At 64.5% G+C, this 23,247-nt stretch carries 21 protein-coding genes; 13 read left to right on the top strand and 8 right to left on the bottom strand.

All coding sequences use genetic code 11. The features are described from left to right. The first annotated feature begins 111 nt into the window (after window positions 1-111). The 3 genes from infC (at window position 112) to rplT (ending at window position 1,735) form a co-directional block, all read left to right on the top strand. A complete protein-coding gene (infC, locus tag HAP47_RS01180; protein ID WP_092126381.1) occupies window positions 112-651 on the top strand; it encodes a translation initiation factor IF-3 in 540 nt (179 codons plus the stop codon). 446 nt (window positions 652-1,097) lie between these two features. Next, window positions 1,098-1,298 (top strand): 50S ribosomal protein L35, encoded by a 201-nt coding sequence (rpmI, locus tag HAP47_RS01175; protein WP_008539890.1) that lies wholly within the window; start codon window positions 1,098-1,100, stop codon window positions 1,296-1,298. A 77-nt stretch (window positions 1,299-1,375) separates the two neighbouring features. Further along, a complete protein-coding gene (rplT, locus tag HAP47_RS01170) occupies window positions 1,376-1,735 on the top strand; it encodes a 50S ribosomal protein L20 (protein WP_029081033.1) in 360 nt (119 codons plus the stop codon). Between the two features lie 63 nt (window positions 1,736-1,798). Here rplT and HAP47_RS01165 read toward each other — a convergent pair whose 3' ends face one another. Beyond that, window positions 1,799-2,209 (bottom strand): hypothetical protein, encoded by a 411-nt coding sequence (locus HAP47_RS01165; RefSeq protein ID WP_173639793.1) that lies wholly within the window; start codon window positions 2,207-2,209, stop codon window positions 1,799-1,801. A gap of 195 nt (window positions 2,210-2,404) precedes the next feature. Here HAP47_RS01165 and pheS point away from each other — a divergent pair, with 195 nt between their 5' ends. The 4 genes from pheS to HAP47_RS01145 all read left to right on the top strand — a co-directional run bounded on the left by pheS (window position 2,405) and on the right by HAP47_RS01145 (window position 7,945). Next, a complete protein-coding gene (pheS, locus tag HAP47_RS01160) occupies window positions 2,405-3,487 on the top strand; it encodes a phenylalanine--tRNA ligase subunit alpha (RefSeq protein ID WP_173639794.1) in 1,083 nt (360 codons plus the stop codon). Between the two features lie 81 nt (window positions 3,488-3,568). Continuing rightward, window positions 3,569-5,977, top strand: a complete 2,409-nt coding sequence (gene pheT / locus HAP47_RS01155; RefSeq protein WP_173639795.1) for a phenylalanine--tRNA ligase subunit beta — start codon at window positions 3,569-3,571, stop codon at window positions 5,975-5,977. A 212-nt stretch (window positions 5,978-6,189) separates the two neighbouring features. Further along, complete coding sequence (locus tag HAP47_RS01150) at window positions 6,190-6,966, top strand: sulfite exporter TauE/SafE family protein (protein ID WP_173639796.1); 777 nt, start codon at window positions 6,190-6,192, stop codon at window positions 6,964-6,966. Window positions 6,967-7,000: 34 nt separating this feature from the next. Further along, the gene (locus tag HAP47_RS01145) at window positions 7,001-7,945 is read left to right on the top strand and encodes an MBL fold metallo-hydrolase (RefSeq protein ID WP_173639797.1); all 945 of its coding nucleotides are present in this window, start codon (window positions 7,001-7,003) and stop codon (window positions 7,943-7,945) included. Window positions 7,946-8,273: 328 nt separating this feature from the next. Here the strand turns inward: HAP47_RS01145 and HAP47_RS01140 are convergent, their stop codons facing one another. Further along, entirely contained in the window at window positions 8,274-9,683 is a 1,410-nt protein-coding gene (locus tag HAP47_RS01140) for a flavin monoamine oxidase family protein (RefSeq protein WP_173639798.1), read from the bottom strand. A gap of 198 nt (window positions 9,684-9,881) precedes the next feature. Here HAP47_RS01140 and HAP47_RS01135 point away from each other — a divergent pair, with 198 nt between their 5' ends. After that, window positions 9,882-10,763: a YiiX/YebB-like N1pC/P60 family cysteine hydrolase gene (locus HAP47_RS01135; protein WP_231168707.1), complete on the top strand. Its 882-nt coding sequence runs from the start codon at window positions 9,882-9,884 to the stop codon at window positions 10,761-10,763. Window positions 10,764-10,950: 187 nt separating this feature from the next. Next, window positions 10,951-12,549, top strand: coding sequence for a glycosyltransferase family 39 protein (locus HAP47_RS01130; protein WP_173640717.1), 1,599 nt, complete (start codon window positions 10,951-10,953; stop codon window positions 12,547-12,549). On the opposite strand, the gene HAP47_RS01125 is transcribed toward HAP47_RS01130, so the two are convergent. Next, complete coding sequence (locus tag HAP47_RS01125) at window positions 12,550-14,754, bottom strand: TonB-dependent receptor (protein WP_231168706.1); 2,205 nt, start codon at window positions 14,752-14,754, stop codon at window positions 12,550-12,552. 147 nt (window positions 14,755-14,901) lie between these two features. Here HAP47_RS01125 and nikR point away from each other — a divergent pair, with 147 nt between their 5' ends. After that, window positions 14,902-15,345 carry a nickel-responsive transcriptional regulator NikR gene (gene nikR / locus HAP47_RS01120; RefSeq protein WP_173639799.1) on the top strand — a complete coding sequence of 148 codons (444 nt, stop codon included), beginning with the start codon at window positions 14,902-14,904 and terminating at the stop codon, window positions 15,343-15,345. A 176-nt stretch (window positions 15,346-15,521) separates the two neighbouring features. Here nikR and HAP47_RS01115 read toward each other — a convergent pair whose 3' ends face one another. Further along, entirely contained in the window at window positions 15,522-16,469 is a 948-nt protein-coding gene (locus tag HAP47_RS01115) for a hydroxymethylglutaryl-CoA lyase (RefSeq protein WP_173639800.1), read from the bottom strand. A 7-nt stretch (window positions 16,470-16,476) separates the two neighbouring features. Continuing rightward, entirely contained in the window at window positions 16,477-17,646 is a 1,170-nt protein-coding gene (locus HAP47_RS01110; RefSeq protein ID WP_173639801.1) for a CaiB/BaiF CoA transferase family protein, read from the bottom strand. Between the two features lie 121 nt (window positions 17,647-17,767). Between HAP47_RS01110 and HAP47_RS01105 the strand changes: the two genes are divergently transcribed. The 3 genes from HAP47_RS01105 to HAP47_RS01095 all read left to right on the top strand — a co-directional run bounded on the left by HAP47_RS01105 (window position 17,768) and on the right by HAP47_RS01095 (window position 21,148). Next, the gene (locus tag HAP47_RS01105) at window positions 17,768-18,691 is read left to right on the top strand and encodes a LysR family transcriptional regulator (protein WP_173639802.1); all 924 of its coding nucleotides are present in this window, start codon (window positions 17,768-17,770) and stop codon (window positions 18,689-18,691) included. 145 nt (window positions 18,692-18,836) lie between these two features. Beyond that, a complete protein-coding gene (locus HAP47_RS01100) occupies window positions 18,837-20,249 on the top strand; it encodes an MFS transporter (RefSeq protein WP_173639803.1) in 1,413 nt (470 codons plus the stop codon). A gap of 146 nt (window positions 20,250-20,395) precedes the next feature. After that, a complete protein-coding gene (locus HAP47_RS01095) occupies window positions 20,396-21,148 on the top strand; it encodes a sulfate transporter family protein (RefSeq protein ID WP_173639804.1) in 753 nt (250 codons plus the stop codon). Window positions 21,149-21,246: 98 nt separating this feature from the next. Here HAP47_RS01095 and HAP47_RS01090 read toward each other — a convergent pair whose 3' ends face one another. The 3 genes from HAP47_RS01090 to HAP47_RS01080 are packed head-to-tail and all read right to left on the bottom strand — an operon-like array spanning window position 21,247 to window position 23,182. Beyond that, complete coding sequence (locus HAP47_RS01090; protein WP_173639805.1) at window positions 21,247-22,470, bottom strand: serine hydrolase domain-containing protein; 1,224 nt, start codon at window positions 22,468-22,470, stop codon at window positions 21,247-21,249. A 35-nt stretch (window positions 22,471-22,505) separates the two neighbouring features. Beyond that, window positions 22,506-22,856, bottom strand: coding sequence for a DUF1048 domain-containing protein (locus tag HAP47_RS01085; RefSeq protein WP_173639806.1), 351 nt, complete (start codon window positions 22,854-22,856; stop codon window positions 22,506-22,508). After that, window positions 22,853-23,182 (bottom strand): PadR family transcriptional regulator, encoded by a 330-nt coding sequence (locus tag HAP47_RS01080; RefSeq protein ID WP_173639807.1) that lies wholly within the window; start codon window positions 23,180-23,182, stop codon window positions 22,853-22,855. The genes HAP47_RS01085 and HAP47_RS01080 overlap by 4 nt, the downstream gene beginning before the upstream one ends. Window positions 23,183-23,247 lie beyond the last annotated feature (65 nt).

Raw genomic sequence — 23,247 nt, 5'->3', positions numbered from 1 at the left:
AATGCCTCGCAATTGACGGTTTTGCCGCGTAAAAGAGCGAGTTCGCTTGCCCGTAGCAGCGTCTTGCTTCAAAATAACCGCCTTCCCTTTCACAACTTCGGAGAGTTACCCATTCGCCGTCCCAATAGAGCCCCGCCCACAGTCGCAAAAGACGGGCCGCGCACCAATGATGAGATTCGCAATGCGCAGATCCAGTTGATCGATTCGGATGGTGTCAACCAGGGCACCGTCGAAACCATGGTGGCCATCAAGATGGCCATGGAAGCCGGCATGGATCTCGTCGAGATTTCGCCGAACGTCAGTCCTCCGGTCTGCAAGATCATGGACTACGGCAAGTACAAATATTCCGCGCAGAAGAAGGCCGCCGAAGCTCGCAAGAAGCAGAAGGTCGTCGAGATCAAGGAGATCAAGCTCCGCCCGATGATCGACGATCACGACTATGATGTGAAGATGCGCGCGATGCAGCGCTTCTTCGAGGAAGGCGACAAGGTCAAGATCACCTTGCGCTACCGCGGTCGTGAGATGGCGCACCAGGAGATCGGCACCAAGCTGCTGGACAAGGTGAAGGCCGACGTTGCCGAGTTCGCCAAGGTCGAGCAGGACGCGAGGTTCGAAGGCCGCCAGGTCGTGATGGTGCTGGCGCCGCGCTAATTCGAGTTTGTCGCTTTGTTGAAATGGGAACAGCCCGTCGGAACTCTGGCGGGCCGTTTCGTATGTGAGCCCTGTAGCCCGGATGGCCAACCTCCCCTTGAAAAGGGTAGGTCGCTTTGCTCGCCAGAGCAAAGCGGGTGGGGATCTACTTTCTCCACTTGCAGCGGCGTCTGCGGCTGACCCCCAGCCTCTCCTTCCCCCTTTCAGGGGGAAGGAGAGGCTGGTTCCCCGGACCCCGATTTCCCGCCTCAAACGTTGCAAAACCGCCGATCCTCTGTCATAAGCCGGGCCTTCGCCGCCCGGCTGATCAAGGGCTGCCGTGGCGACGTTCAGTGCAGGTTCTTTCAATTCGGAAAAAACCATAGCACTTTCAACGCTCTAACGAGCATTTTAGCCGGCCGAACGCCTCTTTGGGCGATATTCGTGTTGGGCGACAGGAGAGCTAAATGCCCAAGTTGAAGACCAAGTCGGGCGCTAAAAAGCGCTTCAAGGTGACTGCCACTGGCAAAGTCATGCACGCCCAGCGCGGCAAGCGCCACGGCATGATCAAGCGGACGAAGAAGCAGATCCGTCAGCTCCGCGGCACCCGCGTGCTGTTCAAGACCGACGGCGACAACGTCAAGAAGTACTTCTTGCCGAACGCCTGATCGCGCTCATCTGCTTGAACCCGGCCGCGCCTCGCGCGGCGCCCCGTCACTTCTTCTAGATCTCAAGGATTTCCGTCATGTCTCGCGTCAAACGCGGTGTGACCTCTCACGCCAAGCACAAGAAAGTCTTCAAGGCCGCCAAGGGCTATTACGGCCGCCGCAAGAACACCATCCGGACCGCCAAGCAGGCCGTCGAAAAGGCCGGCCAGTACGCCTTCCGCGACCGCAAGCGCAAGAAGCGCACCTTCCGCGCGCTCTGGATCCAGCGCATCAACGCTGCGGTCCGTCCGTTCGGCATGACCTACAGCGTGTTTATCAACGGCCTCTCCAAGTCGGGCGTCGTCGTCGACCGCAAGGTGCTGTCGGATCTTGCGATCCACGAGCCGGTTGCGTTCCAGGCGATCGCCGAGAAGGCCAAGGCCGCGCTGGCCGCCTGATCTGAGCATGATCCGGAAAAGTGGCTACCGGTTTTCCGATCAGATCATGCTCAAATAAGAGGCCTAGCGGACTCTGGCGCCCGCTTTCAGCGCCTTCTGCGAATAGCGCTGGGCGACCTGCGCCCGGCAGAACGCCGTAAACGAGATGTACATGGTGCCGGATTGATTCCGGTACTTGCGGTCGCAGACCTGCATCTCGTGCTGGTACGCCCGCTTCGGCGCGCCGTTGAGGCCGGACAGGAAGTCCGCCTCGCATTTCTTCTCGACCACGGCGCCGAACTGGACGTCTCCGCTGGCGCCGTATTCGCACGCCTCGAAGATCTTCATCGCGCGGTTGCAGCTCGGCGCCTTCTCGAGCACCGCGATGATGTCGTCCATCTGGGTCGATTTGGCGGGACATTCCTCGGTCGCGGCATGCGCCGTGGCAAGCATGAACAGGACCGCCGGCACGGCCAGGCAAGATCGCAGCAACATCGCGTGGGTCTCCTTGAGCTCCCCTTGGGTAGCCCGGCCTCCGCGCGGGGTTCAATGCTGCCGGCCACAAGCCCGAAATGACCGGCTTTTTGCTTGACGTTACGGCCTTCGGGCGGCGACAACCCAGCCGAATTTTGGCGCATGGTTCGGAAGCCGGTTCTTCCCGCCGAATCATGCTCAGCGCAGGAATTGACCGTGCCCGACCTCGCAACGCTCGAAACATCCATCCTCGACCAGATCGCCTCGGCCACTGACGAGGCCGCCCTCGAGGCGGTGCGCGTCTCGGCGCTCGGCAAGAAGGGCTCGATCTCGGCGCTGCTTGCGACCCTTGGAAAAATGTCGCCGGAGGAACGCAAGACCGAGGGCGCCAGGATCAATCTCGCCAAGGATGCGGTGACGCAGGCGCTCGCGGCCAAGCGCGACGTGCTGAAAGCGGCCGCGCTCGATGCGCGCCTCGCCGCCGAGACCATCGACGTCACGCTGCCGCTGCGCGAGGCGCCGGCGGAAACCGGCCGCATCCACCCGCTGAGCCAGGTGTGGGACGAGCTCACCATGATCTTCGCCGACATGGGCTTTGCGGTCGCCGAGGGTCCCGACATCGAGACCGACGACTACAATTTCACCAAGCTGAACTTCCCGGAAGGCCATCCCGCCCGCGAGATGCACGACACCTTCTTCTTCAACCCGAAGGAGGACGGCTCGCGCATGCTGCTGCGCACCCACACCTCGCCGGTGCAGGTGCGCACGATGCTGACCCAGAAGCCGCCGATCCGCGTGATCTGTCCGGGCCGCACCTATCGCATCGACTCCGATGCGACCCACACGCCGCAATTCCACCAGGTCGAAGGCCTCGTGATCGACAAGGGCTCGCATCTCGGCCACCTCAAATGGATCCTGCACGAGTTCTGCAAGGCGTTCTTCGAGGTCGACCACATCAACATGCGGTTCCGGCCGTCGTTCTTCCCGTTCACCGAGCCGTCGCTCGAGGTCGACATCCAGTGTCGCCGCGACAAGGGCGAGATCCGCTTCGGCGAGGGCGAGGACTGGATGGAGATTCTCGGCTGCGGCATGGTGCATCCGAACGTGCTGCGCGCCTGCGGCATCGATCCCGACGTCTACCAGGGTTTTGCCTGGGGCATGGGCATCGACCGCATCGCGATGCTGAAATACGGCATCGCCGACCTCAGGCAGCTGTTCGAGAACGACATCCGCTGGCTCAACCACTACGGCTTCAAGCCGCTCGATATCCCGACGATCGCGGGAGGGCTCAGCACGTAACGTCTGCGCGTGAGCGCGACATTGCGAAAAGAGCGGCCAAGATAATCTAGTCAACACCAACAAGAACCGAGGCATGCAGCCGTGAAGTTCACCCTCTCCTGGCTGAAGGAACATCTCGAGACCGACGAGCCGCTCGACAAGCTGGCCGACAAGCTCACCATGATCGGGCTCGAGGTCGAGAACATCGAGGACAAGGCGAAGGCGCTCGCGCCGTTCACCATCGCGCGCGTGATCTCGGCCGAGCAGCATCCGAATGCCGACCGGCTGCGTGTCTGCATGGTCGACACCGGCGACGGCGGTGCGCCGGTGCAGGTGGTGTGCGGCGCGCCGAATGCGCGTGCGGGGCTGATCAGCGTGTTCTCTCCGCCCGGCACCTACATCCCGGGCAAGGACATCACGCTCGGCGTCGGCACCATTCGCGGCGTCGAGAGCCGCGGCATGCTGTGCTCGGCCGCCGAATTGCAGATCTCGGAAGACCACGACGGCATCATGGAGCTGCCGGCCGACGCGCCGCTCGGCAAGGGCTATGCCGACTGGGCCGGGCTCGGCGATCCCGTCATCGAGATCAATTTGACGCCGAACCGGCAGGACTGCACCGGCGTGCACGGCATCGCGCGCGATCTGTCCGCCGCCGACATGGGCAAGTTCAAAGATCTTGGCATCAGGCCGATCAAGGGCCAATTCCCCTGCCCGGTTCAGGTGAAGGTGGAAGACGCCGCGCTGTGTCCGGGCTTCGCGCTGCGACTGGTGCGCGGCGTGAAGAACGGTCCGTCGCCGGAATGGCTGCAGCAGCGGCTGACCTCGATCGGCCTGCGCCCGATCAACGCGCTGGTCGACATCACCAACTTCATGACCTACGACCGCGCGCGTCCGCTGCACGTGTTCGACGCCAGCAAGGTGAAGGGAAACCTCACCGTTCGCCGCGCCAAGGACGGCGAGACCTTGCTCGCGCTCGACGGCCGCACCTACACGCTCGATAGCAATGTCTGCGTGATCGCGGACGAGCACGGCGTCGAGTCGCTGGCCGGCATCATGGGCGGCGAGGCCTCGGGCTGCGACGACAACACGTCAGACGTGCTGATCGAATCGGCGCTGTGGAACGAGATCAACATCGCGCAGACCGGCCGCAAGCTCGGCATCAATTCGGATGCGCGCTACCGCTTCGAGCGCGGCGTCGATCCGGCCTTCATGGTGCCCGGGCTCGAGCTCGCGACCAAGCTGGTGCTTGAGCTGTGCGGCGGAACGCCGTCCGAGAACGTCGTGGTCGGCAAGCAGTTCGGCGAGGATCGCGTCATCGACTTCCCGCTCAGCGAGGTCAAGCGTCTCGCCGGCATCGAGGTGCCGCTGGTCGAGGTGAAGCTGATCCTGACCCGGCTCGGCTTCATGCTGGCCGGCAACGGCCCTGTGGTGAAGATCGCGATCCCGTCCTGGCGCACCGATGTGCAAGGCAAGGCCGACATCGTCGAGGAGATCGTGCGCATCGTCGGCGTCGACAAGGTGCCGATGACGCCGTTCGATCGTGGCGAGGAGCCGCGCAAGCCGGTGCTGACGCCGATGCAGCAGCGCACCCGCCGCGCCAAGCGCGCGCTCGGCACCCGCGGCATGGTGGAGGCCGTGACCTGGTCGTTCATCACCAATGACGCGGCCAAGCTGTTCGGCGGCGGCCAGAGCGAGCTCGTGCTCGCCAATCCGATCGCGGCCGATCTCTCCGACATGCGGCCGAGCCTGCTGCCCGGCCTCGTCGCGGCGGCTCAGGCCAACATCAACCGCGGCTATCCCGATGTCGCGCTGTTCGAGGTCGGCCAGGTGTTCCGCGGCGACCGACCCGAGGACCAGCTCGTGACTGCCTCCGGCGTCCGCCATGGCTACGCCTCGTCGAAGGGCATCGGGCGGCATTGGACCGGCTCGGCCACGGCGGACGCGATGGATGCCAAGGCCGATGCCTTCGCGGTGCTGGCGGCCGCCGGCGCGCCGATGCAGGCGCTGCAGATCGTCCCGGGCGGTCCCGCCTGGCTGCATCCGGGGCGCTCCGGCACCATCCAGATCGGCCCGCAGAACGTGCTGGGCACCTTCGGCGAATTGCATCCGCGTGCCGCCGAGGCGCTCGGCGCCGACGGCCCGATGATCGTGTTCGAGGTGATCCTCGATCGCGTCCCGCAAGGCAAGCAGAGGGCGACGCGCGCCAAGCCGGTGCTGGAGCTCTCGGCGTTCCAGCCGGTGTCACGCGACTTCGCCTTCATCGTCGATCGCAGCGTCAAGGCGGGCGACATTGTCCGCGCGGCGCAGAATGTCGACAAGAAGCTGATCACCGGCGTCACCGTGTTCGACGTCTATGAAGGCAAGGGCATCGATCCCGACAAGAAGTCGATCGCAATCGCGGTGACGATCCAGCCGCGTGAGAAGACGATGACCGACCAGGAGATCGACGCCGTCGCCGCCAAGGTCGTCGCCGAAGTGACGAAGAAGACCGGCGGAACGCTGCGGGCGTGATCGGGCTGCGCGCGCCGTATTGACACCGTCACCCTGAGGAGGCCGCAGTCCGGCCGTCTCGAAGGGGCGACGGCCGGACTGCGGCCGTTCATCCTTCGAGGCTCGCTCCGCTCGCACCTCAGGATGACGGTCTGACAGAGGTGCAGTTGCGTTAGAACCGTAGTGCGAGCGCGCGCACCGAACAGCAGATCGAACCTCACTCCCAGCCCCGCATGACCTCCCTCTCCCTCATCCCGTCCGACATCAGCACGAACATCGCGCTTGCGATCTGCGCGATTGCCTTCGTGTCGGGCACGGCGCGCGGCTTTTCCGGCTTCGGCTCGGCGCTGATCTTCATGCCGCTCGCGAGCAGCGTCGCGGCGCCGCGGCTGGTGGCGGCGCTGCTGCTGATCATCGACTTCGTTGCGGCGGCGCCGCTGCTGCCGAACGCCTGGACCCATGCCGACCGCAAGGCGACCGCGGTCATGGTCGCCGGCGCGCTGGTCGGCGTTCCCGTCGGCACCTATTTCCTGACGGTGCTCGAGCCGGTGACGACGCGCTGGATCATCTCCTGCTTCGTCGCGGCGCTGCTCGCGCTGCTGTTGTCGGGCTGGCGCTATCACGGCAAGGATCACGCCGCGCTCTCGATCGGCGTCGGCGGCCTCTCCGGCTTCTGCAGCGGCCTTGCGCAGACCGGCGGGCCGCCGATCGTCGCCTACTGGCTCGGACGCCCGATCTCGTCGGTCATCTCACGCGCCAACATCGTGCTGTTTTTCGGGGCCTCGGATTTCTTCTCGCTGGTCAGCTACTGGTTCACCGGATTGATCACGATCGAATCGGTCAAGTTCTCGCTGATCGTCGGCCCGATCTACGGCATCGGCGTCTGGTTCGGCGCTTCGCTGTTCGGCAAGGCCAGCGAGCAGGTGTTTCGCGCGATCTGCTACGGGCTGATCGCGGCGGCCGTCATCGTCGGCCTGCCGGCGCTTGATGGCATTTTGCGCGGCGGCTAAGGTCGTTATCTAGAAGGAATTCAGGGAGGATCCGATGATCGATCGCCGCAATGCGCTGAAAATGGCGCTCGGCAGCGCTGCCATGCTCGCGGCGCCTGCGGCGCACGCGCAAGGTGCAAAGCCGCGCACGCGCATCGTGTTCCTCGGCACCAAGGGCGGACCACGGGTCGGCATCGGCGCTTCCAATCCGGCCAATCTCGTCGTCGTCAACGACACGCCGTTCGTGATCGATTGCGGCATGGGCGTCAGCCGGCAGCTGGTCAACGCCGGCGTGCCGATCCCCTCCGTGAAGTACATCTTCATCAGCCACCACCATTCCGATCACAATCTGGAATACGGCAATCTGTTCTACAACGCCTGGGCGGCCGGCCTCTCGACGCCGATCCATTCGTTCGGTCCCAAGGGCATCGAGGCGATGACCAAGGAATATTGGGAGCTGAACAAGTTCGACGTCGAGACCCGGATCGCGGACGAAGGCCGGCCCGATCCGCGCAACCTGCTGATCGCGAAGGACATCACCGACGACGACGTGGTGCTGAAGACGCCTGATGTCACCGTCACGGCGTTCCGCACGCCGCATCCGCCCATCGTCGACAACTTCGCCTACAAGTTCGAGACGCCGGACGGCACGATCGTGTTCTCCAGCGACACCGCCTACAATCCGAAGCTTGCCGAGTTCGCTAAGGGTGCCGACGTGCTGGTGCACGAATGCCTGTACATTCCCGCGGTCGATCGCCTGGTGGCAAAGACCAAAAACGGCGCGACGCTGAAGAAGCATCTGCTCGACAGCCACACCTCGACTGAAGACGTCGGCCGCATCGCAGCCGCCGCCGGCGTGAAGACCCTGGTACTGAGCCATTTCGTCCCCGGCGACGACCCTGATGTCACCGACGACGACTGGACCAGGGACGTGAAGACGAATTTCAAGGGCCGGATCGTGGTGGCCAAGGATCTGATGGAGCTGAAGCTGCCGGTGTGAGCCGGCGAAACGCTCTGCACTCGTCATTCCGGGGCTCGCGAAGCGAGAACCCCGGAATGACGGGAGGAGAGAGCGGCTACTGCGGATCACTGAGTTGACCGACGGCGACGGGATGTACGACCCAGATGGTGCCACAGACTCGCCGTCGTCCCTGCGAACGCAGGGACCCATAACCACGAATGGTGATGGTTACGCGACGCTCGAGCGACGAGTTGCGTTCACGCAACAACGGCCGCGGAGTATGGGTCCCTGCGTTCGCAGGGACGACATCTGTCATGCGGCAGCGTTCTACCCGCACTCCACCAAGCTGCCTGATCTCACCCCACACTCAATTCATCGGCCCGGCAGAGCGATGCGCGCGGCGCTTGTGTTTTGCAGCGGGCGCTGCGGGCTCTGGCGTCGCATCCTTCACCCCGCCGATCCTGCGCAGCGCGGCGTCCGCGGCGCGCTCGCCGCTTTCCCAGGCGCCGTCGACCGTGCCCCACAGCGTCTCGTGCGTGGCCTCGCCCGCGAGATACATCGCGCCGATCGGCTCGGACAGGATCCTGCGGGAAAATTGCGCGCCGGGTGCAGCCGCCGACATCGCACCGAGAATGAAGGGCTGTGCATTCCAGCGCGTTGCGCTTGTCTTCTTCACGGCGGCGCCGACCTCGCTGCCATAGAGCTTGGTCAGCCATTCCACCGCGAACGCGGACATCGCCTTCTCGCCCTGCGCGGACAGGTCGCGGCCGAACGAGCCTGCGACGTCGATCGTGCACAGCGAGGAGCCCGCGATATTGCCGTAGAGCAGCGCCGTCCTGGTCGAATTGCTCTGCTCGATGATGACGTCGTCGCGCGACAGCCCGAGCGGATTGCCGGGGATCTGCAACGCGATGCGATCGTAGCTGCCGAGACCGAGCTTGGCGGCGGCGTCGAGCGTGCGCTTCGGGATCTCGGGCGCAAACTTGATATTGCCGCTCGCGAGCACGTTGCTCGACACTGTGACGATGGCGGCGCGCGCGGTGATCCTTCCGGAAGGCGTCTCGACCACCACGTCGCGATTGCTCCACAGGATGCGCTGCGCCGGCGTCGACAGCGCCAGCGGAAGCCCGTCGCCGAGTTTCGCGATCAGCGCGCCGAGCCCCTGCCGGCAGGCGATCGCGGTGTTGCGATCCTGCGCGCGCACCTTGTCGACGGCAGAGAGGTCCTTCAGATCCTTGGCGCTGAAATTGGCGCCGAGCAGGAATTCCGCGGTGCCGGCCCAATCGCCGAGATCCTTCGGCATTGCCGCGGCGCAGGCGATATCGGCCTTGCGCGAGGCGTCGTCGATGGCGCGATTGGCGCGCACCAGCGCCGCCAGAAACTCCTCGGTCTCGCCGGGGCGGGCGTAGCGCCGGCCGATGCGAATCTTCTGGCCTGCGGGCGCGGTGACGATGTCGAGGCCCGCGGAGCGCGCCAGCCGGATCATCGGATTGGTTTCGGGATTGTGCATCCAGCGCGCACCGCGGTCGAACGGCACCTCGAAGGTCGATGCATCGGTCTGGCAGCGCCCGCCGACCTGGCTGGACGCCTCCACCACGACCACCTTGCGGTTCGCGGCGGCGATCCGTCGCGCCGCGGCAATGCCCGCGGCCCCCGCGCCGATCACCACGATGTCGGCCTCGCGCGGCAGCGGCGCAGCGACAACCCGGCCGCCCAGCACGGGCGCCAGCGCGAGAGTTGCGGACGCCGACAGGAAATCGCGGCGGGTCACTGTCATGACATAGCTTCTGGCATGGTTTCCGGGGACTTGCGGAGAATGGGAACGCTTCGCGAACTGTGCCGCATCTCACCGACCGCAGCAACCATCATGGTAAATCAATCATGATTGATCCGCCGATGGCATGAACTAAATTGCAACGGCTTGCGACCATGATTAAGTGAACAGAAGCGGTCGTAGAACCGCTGGGGGGAATCCATGGGCGTAATGCTCGATACCGTCGGTAAATGGATCGCGGGGTACCTGCAGAAGGAAGTCCCCGGTTACGAGCCGTTCACGCCGAGCGACCCGGACCATCTGCGGGGCATCATGCAGCCCGGCGATGTGCTGCTGGTCGAGGGCAACAGCCGGATCTCCGGCATCATCAAATACCTCACGCAATCGACCTGGTCGCATGCCGCGCTTTTCGTTGGACCGATCGACGGCGCGTTCGAGGCTGACGGCGAACAGCATGTGCTGATCGAGGCCAATATCGGAGAAGGCGTGACCTCGGCGCCGCTGTCGAAATACCTGTCCTATCACACCCGTCTCTGCCGGCCGGTCGGGCTGTCCTTCGAGGACCGCACCACGGTGTGCCGCTACGCCATCAACCGCATCGGCTTCGGCTACGACACCAAGAACATCGTCGATCTCGCGCGCTATCTGTTTCCGCTGCCGATCCCGCAGCGCTGGCGGCGCCGCATGATCGCGTTCGGCTCCGGCGACCCGACCAAGATCATCTGCTCGGCGCTGATCGCGCAGGCATTCGACGCTGTGCGCTATCCGATCCTGCCCAAGATCACGCGTGCTGCCAGCCGCAAGGCGCGCCGCGAGATCCTGCACATCCGCGATTCCTCGCTCTACATGCCGCGCGACTTCGACATCTCGCCCTATTTCGAAATCGTCAAACCCACCATCGTGCACGGTTTCGACTACACGGCCCTGCACTGGGCCGACAAGCAGAAGCCGCTCCAGGAGGTAGCGGGCGAATTCAGTGTGTTTCCAGAGTACAAGTCGCCGCCGCTTGCTCCTGAAGCGATTGACGAAGAGGCGGCGCTTCCGGCTGCGAAAGTGACCGTGGCAGAGACCGCGCCGGTGTGACAAGGCGCCGGCGCCGCGCCCGCGAGGCCGGCGCGTGATGCGAACAGCTTCGTCGATCTGACCTGGAATTCGTCTCATTGTCCGGCTTCGTCGTTGAATTCTCGCAGACGCATCACTAGGGTGCGCGCGCTTCGGCTGATTTTCATTCGGTTGTTTTACGGTGTTTTCGTTGATCAGTTTCTCGGCCATGGCCGCGGCGTCGGACAAGGATCTGGCGCGCTGGCGTCGTCCGTTCATCAAATGGCTGGAGAGAATCGAGACCGGCTGGTCGATCCCGCTGCTGCTCGCCCTATTCGTCGCGATCTGGACTGCGTATCTCGTCATCGCCTATCTCGGCGCCGGCCTGCACCCCGATGTGCTCGAGACCTGGACGCTCGGCCGGCACCTCGCATGGGGGTACCCCAAGCATCCGCCGTTGATGGGCTGGATCACGCGGGGATGGACGGCGATCTTCCCCCTGACCGACTGGTCGCTGCAACTGATGGCAATGGTCAACGCAGCGGTAGCGCTGTGGGCGGTCGACCTGATTGCCCGCCGCTTTGTCCGTGGCGAGAAGCGGGCGATCGTGCTGCTGCTGTTGATGCTGCTGCCGGTCTATCAATTCCACGCCCAGCGCTTCAATGCGAACACGGTGCTGCTGGCAGCCTGGCCGCTGGCAACCTACTGCTTCCTGCGTGCGTTCGAGGCGCCCAGGCAGCTTGGCTGGGCGATCGCAGCGGGTGCGGCGTGCGCACTCGCGATGCTCGGCAAATATTATTCGATCTTCCTGGTCGCGAGCTTCGTCTTCGCAGCCGTGCTGCATCGGGATCGCCGCCGGTATCTGCTGTCGGCCTCGCCCTGGATCTCGGCGTTGGCCGGCATGCTCGTGCTTGGCCCGCATCTGCACTGGCTCGCCACCACAGGGGCAACGCCGTTCGACTATGCGCTCGCGCATGCCGGCGCCGATCACGTCGCCGTGCTGTGGGAAGTCACCTACTTCATCACGGGCCTGATCGCGGCGCTCGCGATCGCGGCGGTGACCTGGGTGTTCATTGCCGGCCCGCGGCTGGTGCGGCTGCCGGCCGACTTCCGCGCGATGAATCCCGGACTCCGTCTGCTGCTGCTGGTCGCAATCGGGACCATCCTGTTTCCGGTGACCGTCTCGCTCGCGATCGGCACCGACCTGCCGTCGCTCTGGGCGGTGCAGGGTCTCTTCCTGTTCGTGGTTCTGATCGTCTGCGCAACGAGCTATCCGATCGAGCGCTTCTACGCGGTCAACCTGGCCGTCATGGTGGCCGGGATCGCCATTCTCGCCGTCACCGTCGGCGCTCCGATCCATGCCCTCTATCGCAACGCTTACGGCTATGAAGAAGGCCGCGACTTCTATCACGCCGTCGCGGCGGAACTCACCGCGCGATGGCGCGACGCGGCCGGGACACCGCTCGCCGCCGTCAGCGGCGACGACGCGCTCGCTTTCGCTGCCGCCTTCTACAGTCCGGACCATCCGCGCTATGCCCGGCCGTTCGCCTATCAGTACACCTGGGGCTTGCCGCGCAAGACCACGCTCGATCGCGGCTGGGCCGCATTGTGCTTCGCCGACCAGACGGATTGCCTGAGCTGGATAGAGCGCACGACGTTGCGCGCGGCCGACGTCTTTCGCTCCGAATTTGATGCCCAGGCGACGCTGCTGGGCAGGCCCGGCCGGACACGGCGGGTCGTGATGCTGATCGTACCGCCCTATCGCGAAACACCCCCTGTGCAGCGCAGTGTCGACGATTTCAGCTCAAGCGGCCGCACGCGCGACTGATCAGAACGTCGCTGCCAGCGTCAGGCGCACGGCAAGCGGCTCGGCGGGATGCACATGACGATCGGCGACGCCGTCGATCGGTTCGCCCGGCAGCCGCGACAGATAGTAGTATTCGATCTGGTTGGTTTGCGCGTTGAAGAGATTGAGGACGTCGAGTTGCAGCCGCATCCCGTTGTCGAATTTGTAGCCGGCGCGGGCGTTGACGATGAACGATGACAGCGAACGGACGCTGTCGTCCTCGATCAGCGGGCGCAGGCCGAAATAGCGGGCGCGCAGGCTGCCGAACCAGCCGGTGTCGCGGCCGAAGGTGACGCCGCCGCTGGCGACCCAGGCCGGCGCGCCGGGGATGAAATTGCCGACCGGATCATAGTCGGTGAAGCGCCCGCGAGTATAGGCGAGGTCGAAATCGAGGCTCATCCACGGCAGCAATTTGTACTGGTTGGTCCACTCGACACCGACGCGCCGGCTCGGCCGGCTGGGCTCCGTGGTGCCGGCATCGCCGACGAACAGCAGTTCGGAATCGAAGTCGAGCACGAACACCGCGAGCGAAGAGGTGAGGCCGTCGATCGCCTTGGTGCGGATGCCGAGCTCGGCGCCCATCGAGCGCACCAAGAGCGGGACGCGTTCCAGCGGCGTCACCTTGTCGTTGGGATCGACCGTGATGGTCGCGCCACGGATATCGTTGGAATGCAGGCCGAAGCCGGCATTGCCATAGAACTCGGTCTTGGACCAGGGGCCGAGCACGATGCCGACCTTCGGGCTCGTCATCGCGGCCTGCGCGTTACCGGAATTCTGCGGCGTGTCGCTCAGCACGTGGCCGGCGAAATAGTCCTCTCGGATGCCGACGGTGGTGCGCAGCCAGTCGGTCCAGCGCGCGGTGGTATCGGCCCACAGCGCGACACTGCCCTCCTGCACCTGGTCGTTACGCACCGTGGACAGGATCTCGCGCTGCGCGGTCTTGAACAGGCCGACATTGATGTCGTCGTAACGGGTCTGCACGCCGACCCGCGTCTGGATGTCGATGCCGGCAATGCGGACATCGGCGGCGTGGCTGGCATCGAAGCCATAGACGGTGCGCTTGTCGGTTTGGCTGAACTGGTCGCCATTGACGGGGTCGTCGAGAAAATAGGTGAAGTCGTTGTAGAGCTGCAACGACGAGCGGATCACATAGGCATTGAGCCTGGTCTGCCCGTACTCGCTGGACTGCGCCCAATTGCCCGACAGGCTGAAGCGGCTGGAGGTGCCGCCGTCGGTCGGATCGAGCGAGCCGTAGCGGCCGATCAGGCCCTGATCGATCGCGCGCTGCGCCACCTGATCGGTTGAATTCCAGCTGTTGGAATAGGCCATCGCAGTCAGCGAGAAGCCGTCGGTCGCGGTGCCCTGGCTGTAGCGCAGCACGCCGTTGAGCTTGCGGATATCGTCGGGCACGTCCCACGGGCCGTTGTATTTGTTGGCCTCGAAGGCTGCGAGCAACGTTCCATCACCCACGCGCGTCGAACCCGCGGCCATCGCGCGCTGATAGCCGAAACTGCCGGCGGTGAGCTCCACGATATTCTTCGAAAGCCGGTCGAGATAGTTGATGTCGACGGCGCCGGCGGAGGCGAAGTCACCCTTGTCGGCGTAGTACGGACCCTTGCGGACATCCATCGACTGGATCAACTCCGGGATCAGGAAATTGATGTCGGCATAGCCCTGGCCGTGACCATGGGTCGGCATGTTGACCGGCATGCCGTCGACGGTGATGGCGAGATCGGTGCCGTGGTCCAGATTGAAGCCGCGCAGAAAATACTGGTTGGCTTTGCCTTCGCCGGAATGCTGGGTGACGATCAGGCCCGGCACCGCCTCGAGAACTTCGCCGACGCGCGAGACCGGCCGTGCATTCACCTCGTCGCCGCTGATCTGCCGCTCGCTGGCGGCGGTCGGTTGCAGGTTGGAGGCAGACGCGGTTGCAGAGCGGCCGGTGATGCCGGTGGTCGCTGGCACAGGCGGGCTCGCTTGCGGTGCGGCCGGCTTGCGGCCGCGGGCCGCAACATGGTGTGGACGTTGTGATGGCCTGGTCCGCTTGGGCGGCGCCTGATCGGGCGAGGTCACCGTCACCGGCGGCAATTGCCCGGGCGCGGGCGAAAGCGTCTGCGCTTCGGCGACAGGCGCGAATGCTGCAATGGATGCGGCGGCGGGAAATATCCGCCATACAGTACGACGCAACGCCCATGCCCCCGCATGATCCTGCTACAGTCACGCGACGACCGCACCAGCTTAAACCAATCCCGGCACAGCGACGCTAGCAAGCACGGTATGACGTTTCAAGAATAATGTCATACCGCCGCGGCGACCAGCCAACACGGATAGTCCATGCAACGCATCACCATCACCATCGAGGATGATCTGCTCGCGGAGATCGACGCCGCCGCCGAGGCGCGCGGCTATCAGAACCGCTCCGAGATCATCCGCGACCTCGCGCGCGCCGGTCTGCAGCAGAGCGCGGAAGACGCGCCGTCAGGGCAATGCGTCGCGGCGCTGGTCTATGTCTACGATCACGCCGCGCGCGACCTGTCGAAGCGGCTGGTGCAGAATTTTCACGGCCATCACGACCTGTCGCTGGCGACGCTGCACGTCCATCTCGACGACGACAGCTGCATGGAAGTGACGGCGCTGAAGGGCGCCAGCGGCGAAGTCCGCCATCTCGCCGATCACATCATCGCGGAGCGCGGAGTGCGTTACGGCCGCGTCGTGATGATCCCGACGGCCCCGGACAAGAAGCCGCGCAAGCGGGGGCACGGGCACAGGCATGATTGAGGGTGCTTACCTCGCCCCGCTTGCGGGGAGAGGTCCGATTGCATCGCCAGATGCAATCCGGGTGAGGGGGTACAGGACTTTCCTGGCAGTTTGCTGGCGGAGAGAGCCCCTCACCCCAACCCTCTAAAAGCGAGCTCGCTCGTCTCGACCGCGCAAGAGCGAGGCGAGGGAGAGAGCTACGCCGCCTTCGCCTTGGCGCCGCGCGGCAGGCCGGCGCGGGCGAGGCCGCCATAGAGCTGCTCGTTCGGCATCTCGGATTTCAGGATCGCGCGCACTTCGATGAGGCGGTCGAGATCGATGCCGGTCGGAAATCCCTTGCTCTCGCAGAGGAAGACGAGATCCTCGAACACGACATTGCCGGTGGCGCCCGGCGCGAACGGGCAGCCGCCGAGGCCACCGAGCGAGCCGTCGAGCACGCGGGCGCCTTCATCGAGCGCGGCGGAAGCGTTCGCGATACCCATGCCGCGGGTGTCGTGCAGATGGACGCAGACCGGCTTGGAGCCTGCGATCTTCACCGCGCCGCGCGTCAGCTCGCCGACCTGCTTCGGCCCGGCATAGCCGACGGTATCGGCGATCGCGACCATGTCGACGCCGACCTCATAGAGCTTCTCGGTGAGGCGCAGCACCTCCTTCGGATCGACCGCACCCACGATCGAGCAGCCCAGCCCCATCGAGATCGCGGCATTGACCAGCGACTTGTGTACGCTGGCGTCGCGCAATTCACAGAGGCGCTTGATGTTCTCGACCGCCGACTCGCGCGAGCGGTTGGCATTGGCCTGGCTGTGCTCCTCGGTCGCCGACACCACCGAGGCGATCTCGGCGACACCGGAGGCCAACGCTTCGTTGACGCCGCGCTCGTTCAGCGCCAGCGCGACACCATGCGCGCCGGGCAGCGCAGCGATGGTTGCGATGACATCGCGGACATCGACGAATTGCGGAAAGGTCTTGGCCGGCAGGAACGAGCCGACCTCGAAATGCCTGACGCCGGCGGCATATTCGTCGCGCACCCAGCGCTGCTTCGCCGCGGTCGACGGGAATGTCTTCACGAGCTGCAGGCCATCGCGCAGGCCGACTTCACGCAGGGTTACCTTGTCGTTGGGATAGATGTCGTGGACGCGGGTCATGTCAGCCTCACGCAGCGTTTCCGGTTGATGAAATCTTCTGTTGTGCGAGCTCGGCGCGGACCGCCTCGGTATCCGCGCCCAGCACCGGCACTTTCAGGCCTTCGCCGATATGGCTGCCGTTCCATTCGACCGGCAGCGCCGGAACGCGGAACGGCTTGCCGTCGGCATTGACATTGTTGACGAGCCCACCCGGCCGCAGCACATGCGGATCCTGCAGCAAATCCTCCGGCCGGTTGATCGGCGAGAAGCAGATGTTGAGCGCGTCGAGCCTTGCCGAGAGGTCGCCCACATTCCAGCCTTTGATCACCTCGGCGACGCGCGGAATGATCCGGTCACGTGCCATGATGCGGTCCGTCGTAGAGCGCAGCGTCGGATCGTCGGCGAACTCCTGCAGCCCGAACTCGCGGCAGAAGCTCTGCCAATGGCCCTCGGTGACGACCCCGATGAAGATGCGGTCGCCGCCGGCGGCATCGAAGATGTCGTAGATCGGCCAGGCATGCTCGCGTTCCGGCATCGAGCGCGGCTTGCGCCCGGTCATCTCGTACTCGACCATGTGCTGGGCGACCAGGAACAGGCAGTTCTCGAACAGGCCGATGCGGATGTCGGCGCCATTCCGGTTGCCGCCACGCTTCTGATAGAGCGCGGCGAGGATCGAGATCACGCCGAACATGCCGCCCATGATGTCGTTGGCGGAAGAGCCGACGCGCTGCGGCTTGTCGCGCGTGCCGGTCATCGCCGCGAGCCCTGACATCATCTGCACGACCTCGTCGAGCGCCGGGCGATGGTCGTAGGGCCCGGAGAGAAAGCCCTTGTGGCCGGCGATGATCAGGTGCGGATATTTCGCGCGCAGCTGCTCGGCGCCAAGACCCTGCTTGTCGAGCTGGCCATCACGAAAATTCTCCAGGAACACGTCGGCGCCGGCGAGCAGCCGGTGCATCGTGTCGCGGTCCTCGGGCTTGGCGAAATCGAGCACGACGCTGCGCTTGCCGCGATTGAACAGCGGGAAGAACGAGACGCCCATGCCGCCGAGCGAGCGGGTCTTGTCGCCGGCGGGCGGTTCAACCTTGATCACCTCGGCGCCGAGTTGCGCCAGGATCATTCCGCAGGTCGGCCCCATCACCATGTGGGTCATCTCGACGACCCTCACGCCTTCCAGCGGCAGTCCGCTCCCGGTCATCGGTTTCTCCGTGCTCGTTGCGCTCGTTTTGAACGATTGGCCCAGGTTAGGCTTCCGCACGCTATCTGAAAAATATAATCTGTCGAATAGTGCATTCGTCGTTCTAGAACGCAGAACCCCAATGGATTCGCGCCAGCTTCGCTATTTCATCGCGGTTTACGAGCAACGCAACCTGTCGCGGGCGGCGGATCAGGCCAACGTCGCGCAATCCGCGCTCAGCCACCACATCGCCAATCTCGAGGCGGAATTCGCCACGCCGCTCTTCGAGCGCAAGCCGCGCGGCATGGAACCGACCGCGGCGGGCGAGCGGCTCTACGAGCATGCCCGCATCATCCTGCGCGCGATGGCGGCGGCCGAGCGCGAGATCAAGGAAGGCGGCAGCGCGATTGCCGGCGAGATCTCGATCGGCATGGCCAATTCCGGCATGAAGGCGATCGGCGTGCCGCTGATGCGGACCGTGCTGGCGAAATATCCCAACCTGAAGCTGTCGCTGACCGAGAGTCTCTCCGGCGCGACGCTGCTGCATCTGATGAGCTCCGAGGTCGACCTCGCGCTGGTCTACAATCCGCCATCGGAAAAAGACCTGATCGCCGAGCCGGTGCTGGAGGAGCAGATGTTCTGCGCCGGTACCGAAAAGCTGATCGGCAAGAAGGGACCGATCACGTTCGAGCAGGTGGCCCAGCTGCCGCTGATCCTGCTGCGGCACGGGCTGTCGGCCCGCGCACTGCTGGACGACCCCGTGCCGCTGAAGCGGCTGGAGGCCAATGCAATCCTGCACCTCAATTCAACCAGCGGCATGATCGGTGCCTTGACCGCGGGCCTCGGCCGCACGATCGCGACGACGCATTTCGTCAGCGAGCCATTGAAAGCGCGCTTGCTGGTCGCACGCGAGGTGATCGAACCCAGGCTGAGCCGCACGCTCTATCTCTGCCGCTTGCGGAACCGGCCGATGACCTATGTCATGGAGGAGATGTGCCGGCTGATCCGCTCCCTGATCGCAGAACAGGTCGGGCGCGGCGCGTGGGAAGCAACGCTGCTGATCTAAAGCGCTTCAGAAACGGCGCTATCGAAAATATCGAACGATCCCTTCGATATGTTCGTCTGGATTTCTGGCACCCGGCTGCCAAACATGCGCAACCCGCACGCCTTCGCAAGAAAGGCGGCCGTTGAACCATTCGGGGAGGACCATCATGAGCGCCGTCGAACTCGGCTCGGTTGCCAATCTTGCCAACACGACAAGCGGGCCGGACGAGATCTCGCGGCGGCTCGAGGCGCTGCCCACCTCCGGCTACGTCTGGCGGCTGGTGATCCTGCTCTCGCTCGGCGGCTGCTTCGAAATCTACGATCTGTTCTTCACCGGCTATATCGCGCCGGGCCTCGCCCGCAGCGGCCTGATGACCACGACGACGCAGGCCTTCTTCGGCTTCTCCGGGATCGGCGCCTTCGTCGCGGCGACCTTCGCCGGCCTGTTCATCGGCACCTTCTGCCTCGGCTTCCTCGCCGATCGCTACGGGCGCAAGGCCGTCTTCACTTATTCGCTGCTGTTCTACAGCGCGGCGTCGGTGATCATGGCGTGCCAGACCACGCCCGGCGGCGTGCTGCTGTGGCGCTTCATCGCCGGAATCGGGATCGGCATCGAGGTCATCACCATCGACGCCTACATCACCGAGCTGGTGCCGAGCTGGATGCGCGGCCGGGCCTTTGCGATCAACCAGGCGGTGATGCTCTCGGCGGTGCCGATCGTCGCCGCGCTGTCGTGGTGGCTGGTGCCGCTCTCGCCTTATGGCATCGATGGCTGGCGCTGGGTGGTGCTGATCGGTGCCGCCGCCAGCATGATCATCTGGGTGCTGCGGCTCTACGTGCCGGAAAGCCCGCTCTGGCTGGCCCGCCATGGCCGCGTTGCCGAAGCCGAGACAATCATGCGGACACTCGAGGCTTCAGCGCCCGCGGCCGCGCCGCGCCCCGCCGTTAAAGCCGCGATGGCGCCGGCACGTGCGCCGGTCGAGACCGGCTATGCCGATTTGTTCCGGCCGCCCTACGCCTCGCTCGTCGTGCTCTTCATGATCTTCAATCTGTGCCAGGCATTCGGCGTCTACGGCTTCTCCAACTGGGTTCCGGCGCTGCTGGTCCAGAAGGGCATCAATGTCACCAAGAGCCTGCAATATTCCTTCATCATCGCCTTCGCCTATCCGCTCGCGCCGCTGCTGGCCGCAACCTTCGCCGACCGCTTCGAGCGAAAATGGATCATTTGCGGCGCGGCCGCCGCGATCTCGGTGTTCGGCCTCGCCTTCGCTCAGCTCACCGAGCCGGTTCTGCTGATCGCCAGCGGCGTGCTGGTGACCGGCGCCAACATGACCCTGTCCTACGCCTATCACGCCTACCAGACCGAGGTGTTCCCGACCGCGATCCGGGCGCGCGCGGCGGGCCTCGTCTATTCGATGAGCCGGCTCAGCGCGACCTTCTCCGGCTTCATCGTGGCGTTCATGTTGAAGGAGGCCGGCGTCGGCGGGGTGTTCGGCCTGATCACCGCGGCGATGGTGATCGTAATTATTACGATCGGTGTCTGGGGGCCCAACGTTCGCGGCAAGCCGCTCGACGCCTAAAGCGTTTCTTGACGCGAACCGGCGTCCACCATCGAGTGCGGCGCAGGCTTCGCTCGAAATGGCTGTGACCGCGACACAAGCAGCACTTGCCGAAGCCATATTGGGTGGCTACCTCTCGCTCGTCATTTTGCAGAGGTAACCCGGTCATGTTCGACGCCGCCGTCAAGGCGCTTTCGCAAATCCTGTCGCCGCCGATGCGCACGATTCTGTGGCGCTCGATCGGACTTGCGCTGGTGCTGATCACCGTGCTCGCGATCGGATTGCAGCGGCTGCTGGGTTGGTTTGCTGACGCCGGCGAGGTCTGGGCCGAAGGCATGCTCGGCCCCAACTTCCATTCCACCCTGCACGTGCTGTCCTGGATCATCTCGATCTCGGCGGGCCTCGGCGTCGTGCTCGGCGGCATCTTCCTGATGCCCGCGATCACCTCGCTGGTGGCGAGCCTGTTTGTCGACGACGTCGCCGACCATGTCGAGCGCGAGCACTATCCGGCCGACCATCCCGGCACGGCGTTGCCGGTGACGCTCGCGACCATCGAGGGCGTCAAGACGGCGCTGCTGACGGTCCTGGTCTACCTGGTCGCGCTGCCGTTCGTGCTATTCGCGGGCGCGGGCTTCATCATCTTCTTCATCGCGACCGCCTGGCTGCTCGGCCGCGAATATTTCGAGCTCGCCGCGATGCGCTTCCGCTCGCCAGATGACGCCAAGGCGATGCGCAAGGAGAATGCGGCAACCGTGTTTACCGCCGGCCTGTTCATCGCCGCCTTCGTGTCGATCCCGATCGTCAATTTGGCGACGCCGTTGTTCGGCATGGCCTTCATGGTGCACATGTACAAGCGGCTGTCAGGCCCGCGGCGCGAATTGATCGAGCCGGCGCGGCGAAGCAACGTGCCGACGATCTAGAGCTTGATCCGGAAAAGCGTGGAAGCGGTTTTCCGAAAGATCATTGCTCAAACAACGAGCCAAGACACGATGATGATTCAACCCAATCTCATCGCGCTTTAGCCGAGGCACTTTCTGATCGCGGACGCCAGCTCGATGGCACGCGGATCGATCAAGGTGGCCGCCCAGAGATTGGTAACGTAGCCGAAGCCGACCCGGGATTCGGGGTCCGCAGCCCCCAGCGACCCTCCGCTGCCCGGATGGCCGAATGATGCTGGGCCGAGCAGCGGACTGATAGGCGGGGTAGCCCGCCAAAAGCCCAGCGACATGTTGAACAGGTTCTTCGTGTGGGGCAGCAACTCCGGTGGGACGCCGTGCATGCGGGTGCGCCCGGTCTGAACCACCGTCATCGCCGCCACCGTATCAGGCTGGAGGAGACGGAAGCCGTCGACGTCGCTCACCGTTGCAGCGTACATGCGGGCGATGGAGTGGGCGTTGGCGAACATGTTCGCGGCGGGAAACTCCGCCGCCCGATAAGTCCGCGAGTGCATGTTCTCCTGGGTGACGCCGCCGACTGCCCCAGCCTTCATGAAGGCCGAACCCGGTCCGTAAACATCCTTCACCAAGGTCCCCGCCACGGCGGGGTCCAACCTCATGAGCCTGGCGAAGTCAGTCACTAGGTCTTCGGGGGAGTCGTATGGGAAGGGAGCCACCTCGAGCCGGGCAACCCGCGGTTCGATCTCTTCGGGTAGACCGATCCATGCGGAGAGCTCGAGAGGGCGGGCGATTTCCTCGGCGAAGAATGTGCCTAGGGATTTGCCCGTGATACGCCTGACGACCTCTCCGACGAGGAAGCCGAACGTCATGGCGTGGTAGAGGTGCTCCGTCCCGGGCGTCCAGAGCGGCTTCTGCACTTCCAGCGCGCGAACAAGCGGATTCCAGGCGCACGCCTCCTCGAATGTCAGCGGTGTGTCGACATACGGCAGACCGGCTTGGTGAGAGAGCAAATACCTGACCGGCATCTTCTCCTTCCCCGCCGCGCCGAACTCCGGCCAATATCTGGCAACGGGAGCATCGAGATCGAGCTGTCCACGCTGGACAAGCAGGTGGGCGCACATTGCGGTCGCACCCTTCGTAGTCGACGCGACGAGCGCGACCGTGTCCTTTGCCCATGGGCGATTCCCGTCGCGGTCGGCCAGACCGCCCCACAGATCGACCACAGCACGCCCATCGACGTAGACGCAGCATGCCGCGCCCAGGTCCTTGCCTTCTTTGAAGTTGGCGCGGAAGGTGTCCGCCACCCGCTCCCAGCCGTGCTCGACCACACCATTGACGTCACTCATTGCTTCGTGCCTCCCGTCGGCCGCTCTCTGTTTCGTTACGGCTGGTTGCCCGCGACGCGATCGATGGCTTGGGTCAGCCGTTCGCGCTCCCGGATGATCCACTGGCCCACCGGATAGTTCCGACGAAACGCCTCGGCGAACTCCACTGGGTCTTCTCCGACGATCGCGCGGATGGGAGTTCCGCTCGCTGCGCTCTCGTCGAAGAGATCGGCAAGATCCTCCAGCATCGCCAGCAACTCGTCGCCCTTCCCCGGCCCGAAGTACATGAGGTACCGCTCCAGCGCATCGATCGCGGTGTGATAGTTTGCGGGAAGCTGCTCCGTGCGCGCCTTGTACTGCCAGTAGCGCTTCTTCTCATCGATCATCCGTGCGATGAACATGTTCATGCCTTTCTTTCCCGGAGCTGTTCGAGACGTTCCGCGAGGAAGCTCCATGTCCTCCAAAACTCCGCGAGATATTCGCGTCCCTGAGCGTTGAGCGAATACACCTTGCGCGGTGGTCCCTTCTCGGACGGGACCTTCTCAACGGCGACGAAGCCCTTTTGCTCGTTCCTGACGAGCAATGCGTAGACGGTGCCTTCGGCGATGTCGGAGAAGCCCTGCTCCCGCAAGCGCGCCGTGATCTCGTAACCGTAAGCGGGCTGCACGGAGAGGATTGCGAGGACGATGCCCTCCAGCGTGCCCTTGAGCATCTCCGTCATCTGCTTGCTCACGGAGCATCTCCTGATTCTACTTAGCGTTAATGACTACTGGTACGTAGCATCACTTACTAGTGGCC

The sequence above is a fragment of the Bradyrhizobium sp. 41S5 genome, from assembly GCF_011516665.3.
Taxonomy (GTDB): Bacteria; Pseudomonadota; Alphaproteobacteria; order Rhizobiales; family Xanthobacteraceae; genus Bradyrhizobium; species Bradyrhizobium quebecense.
The sequence above is the reverse complement of the archived record's forward strand: the minus strand, read 5'-3'. Positions and strand labels throughout refer to the sequence as shown.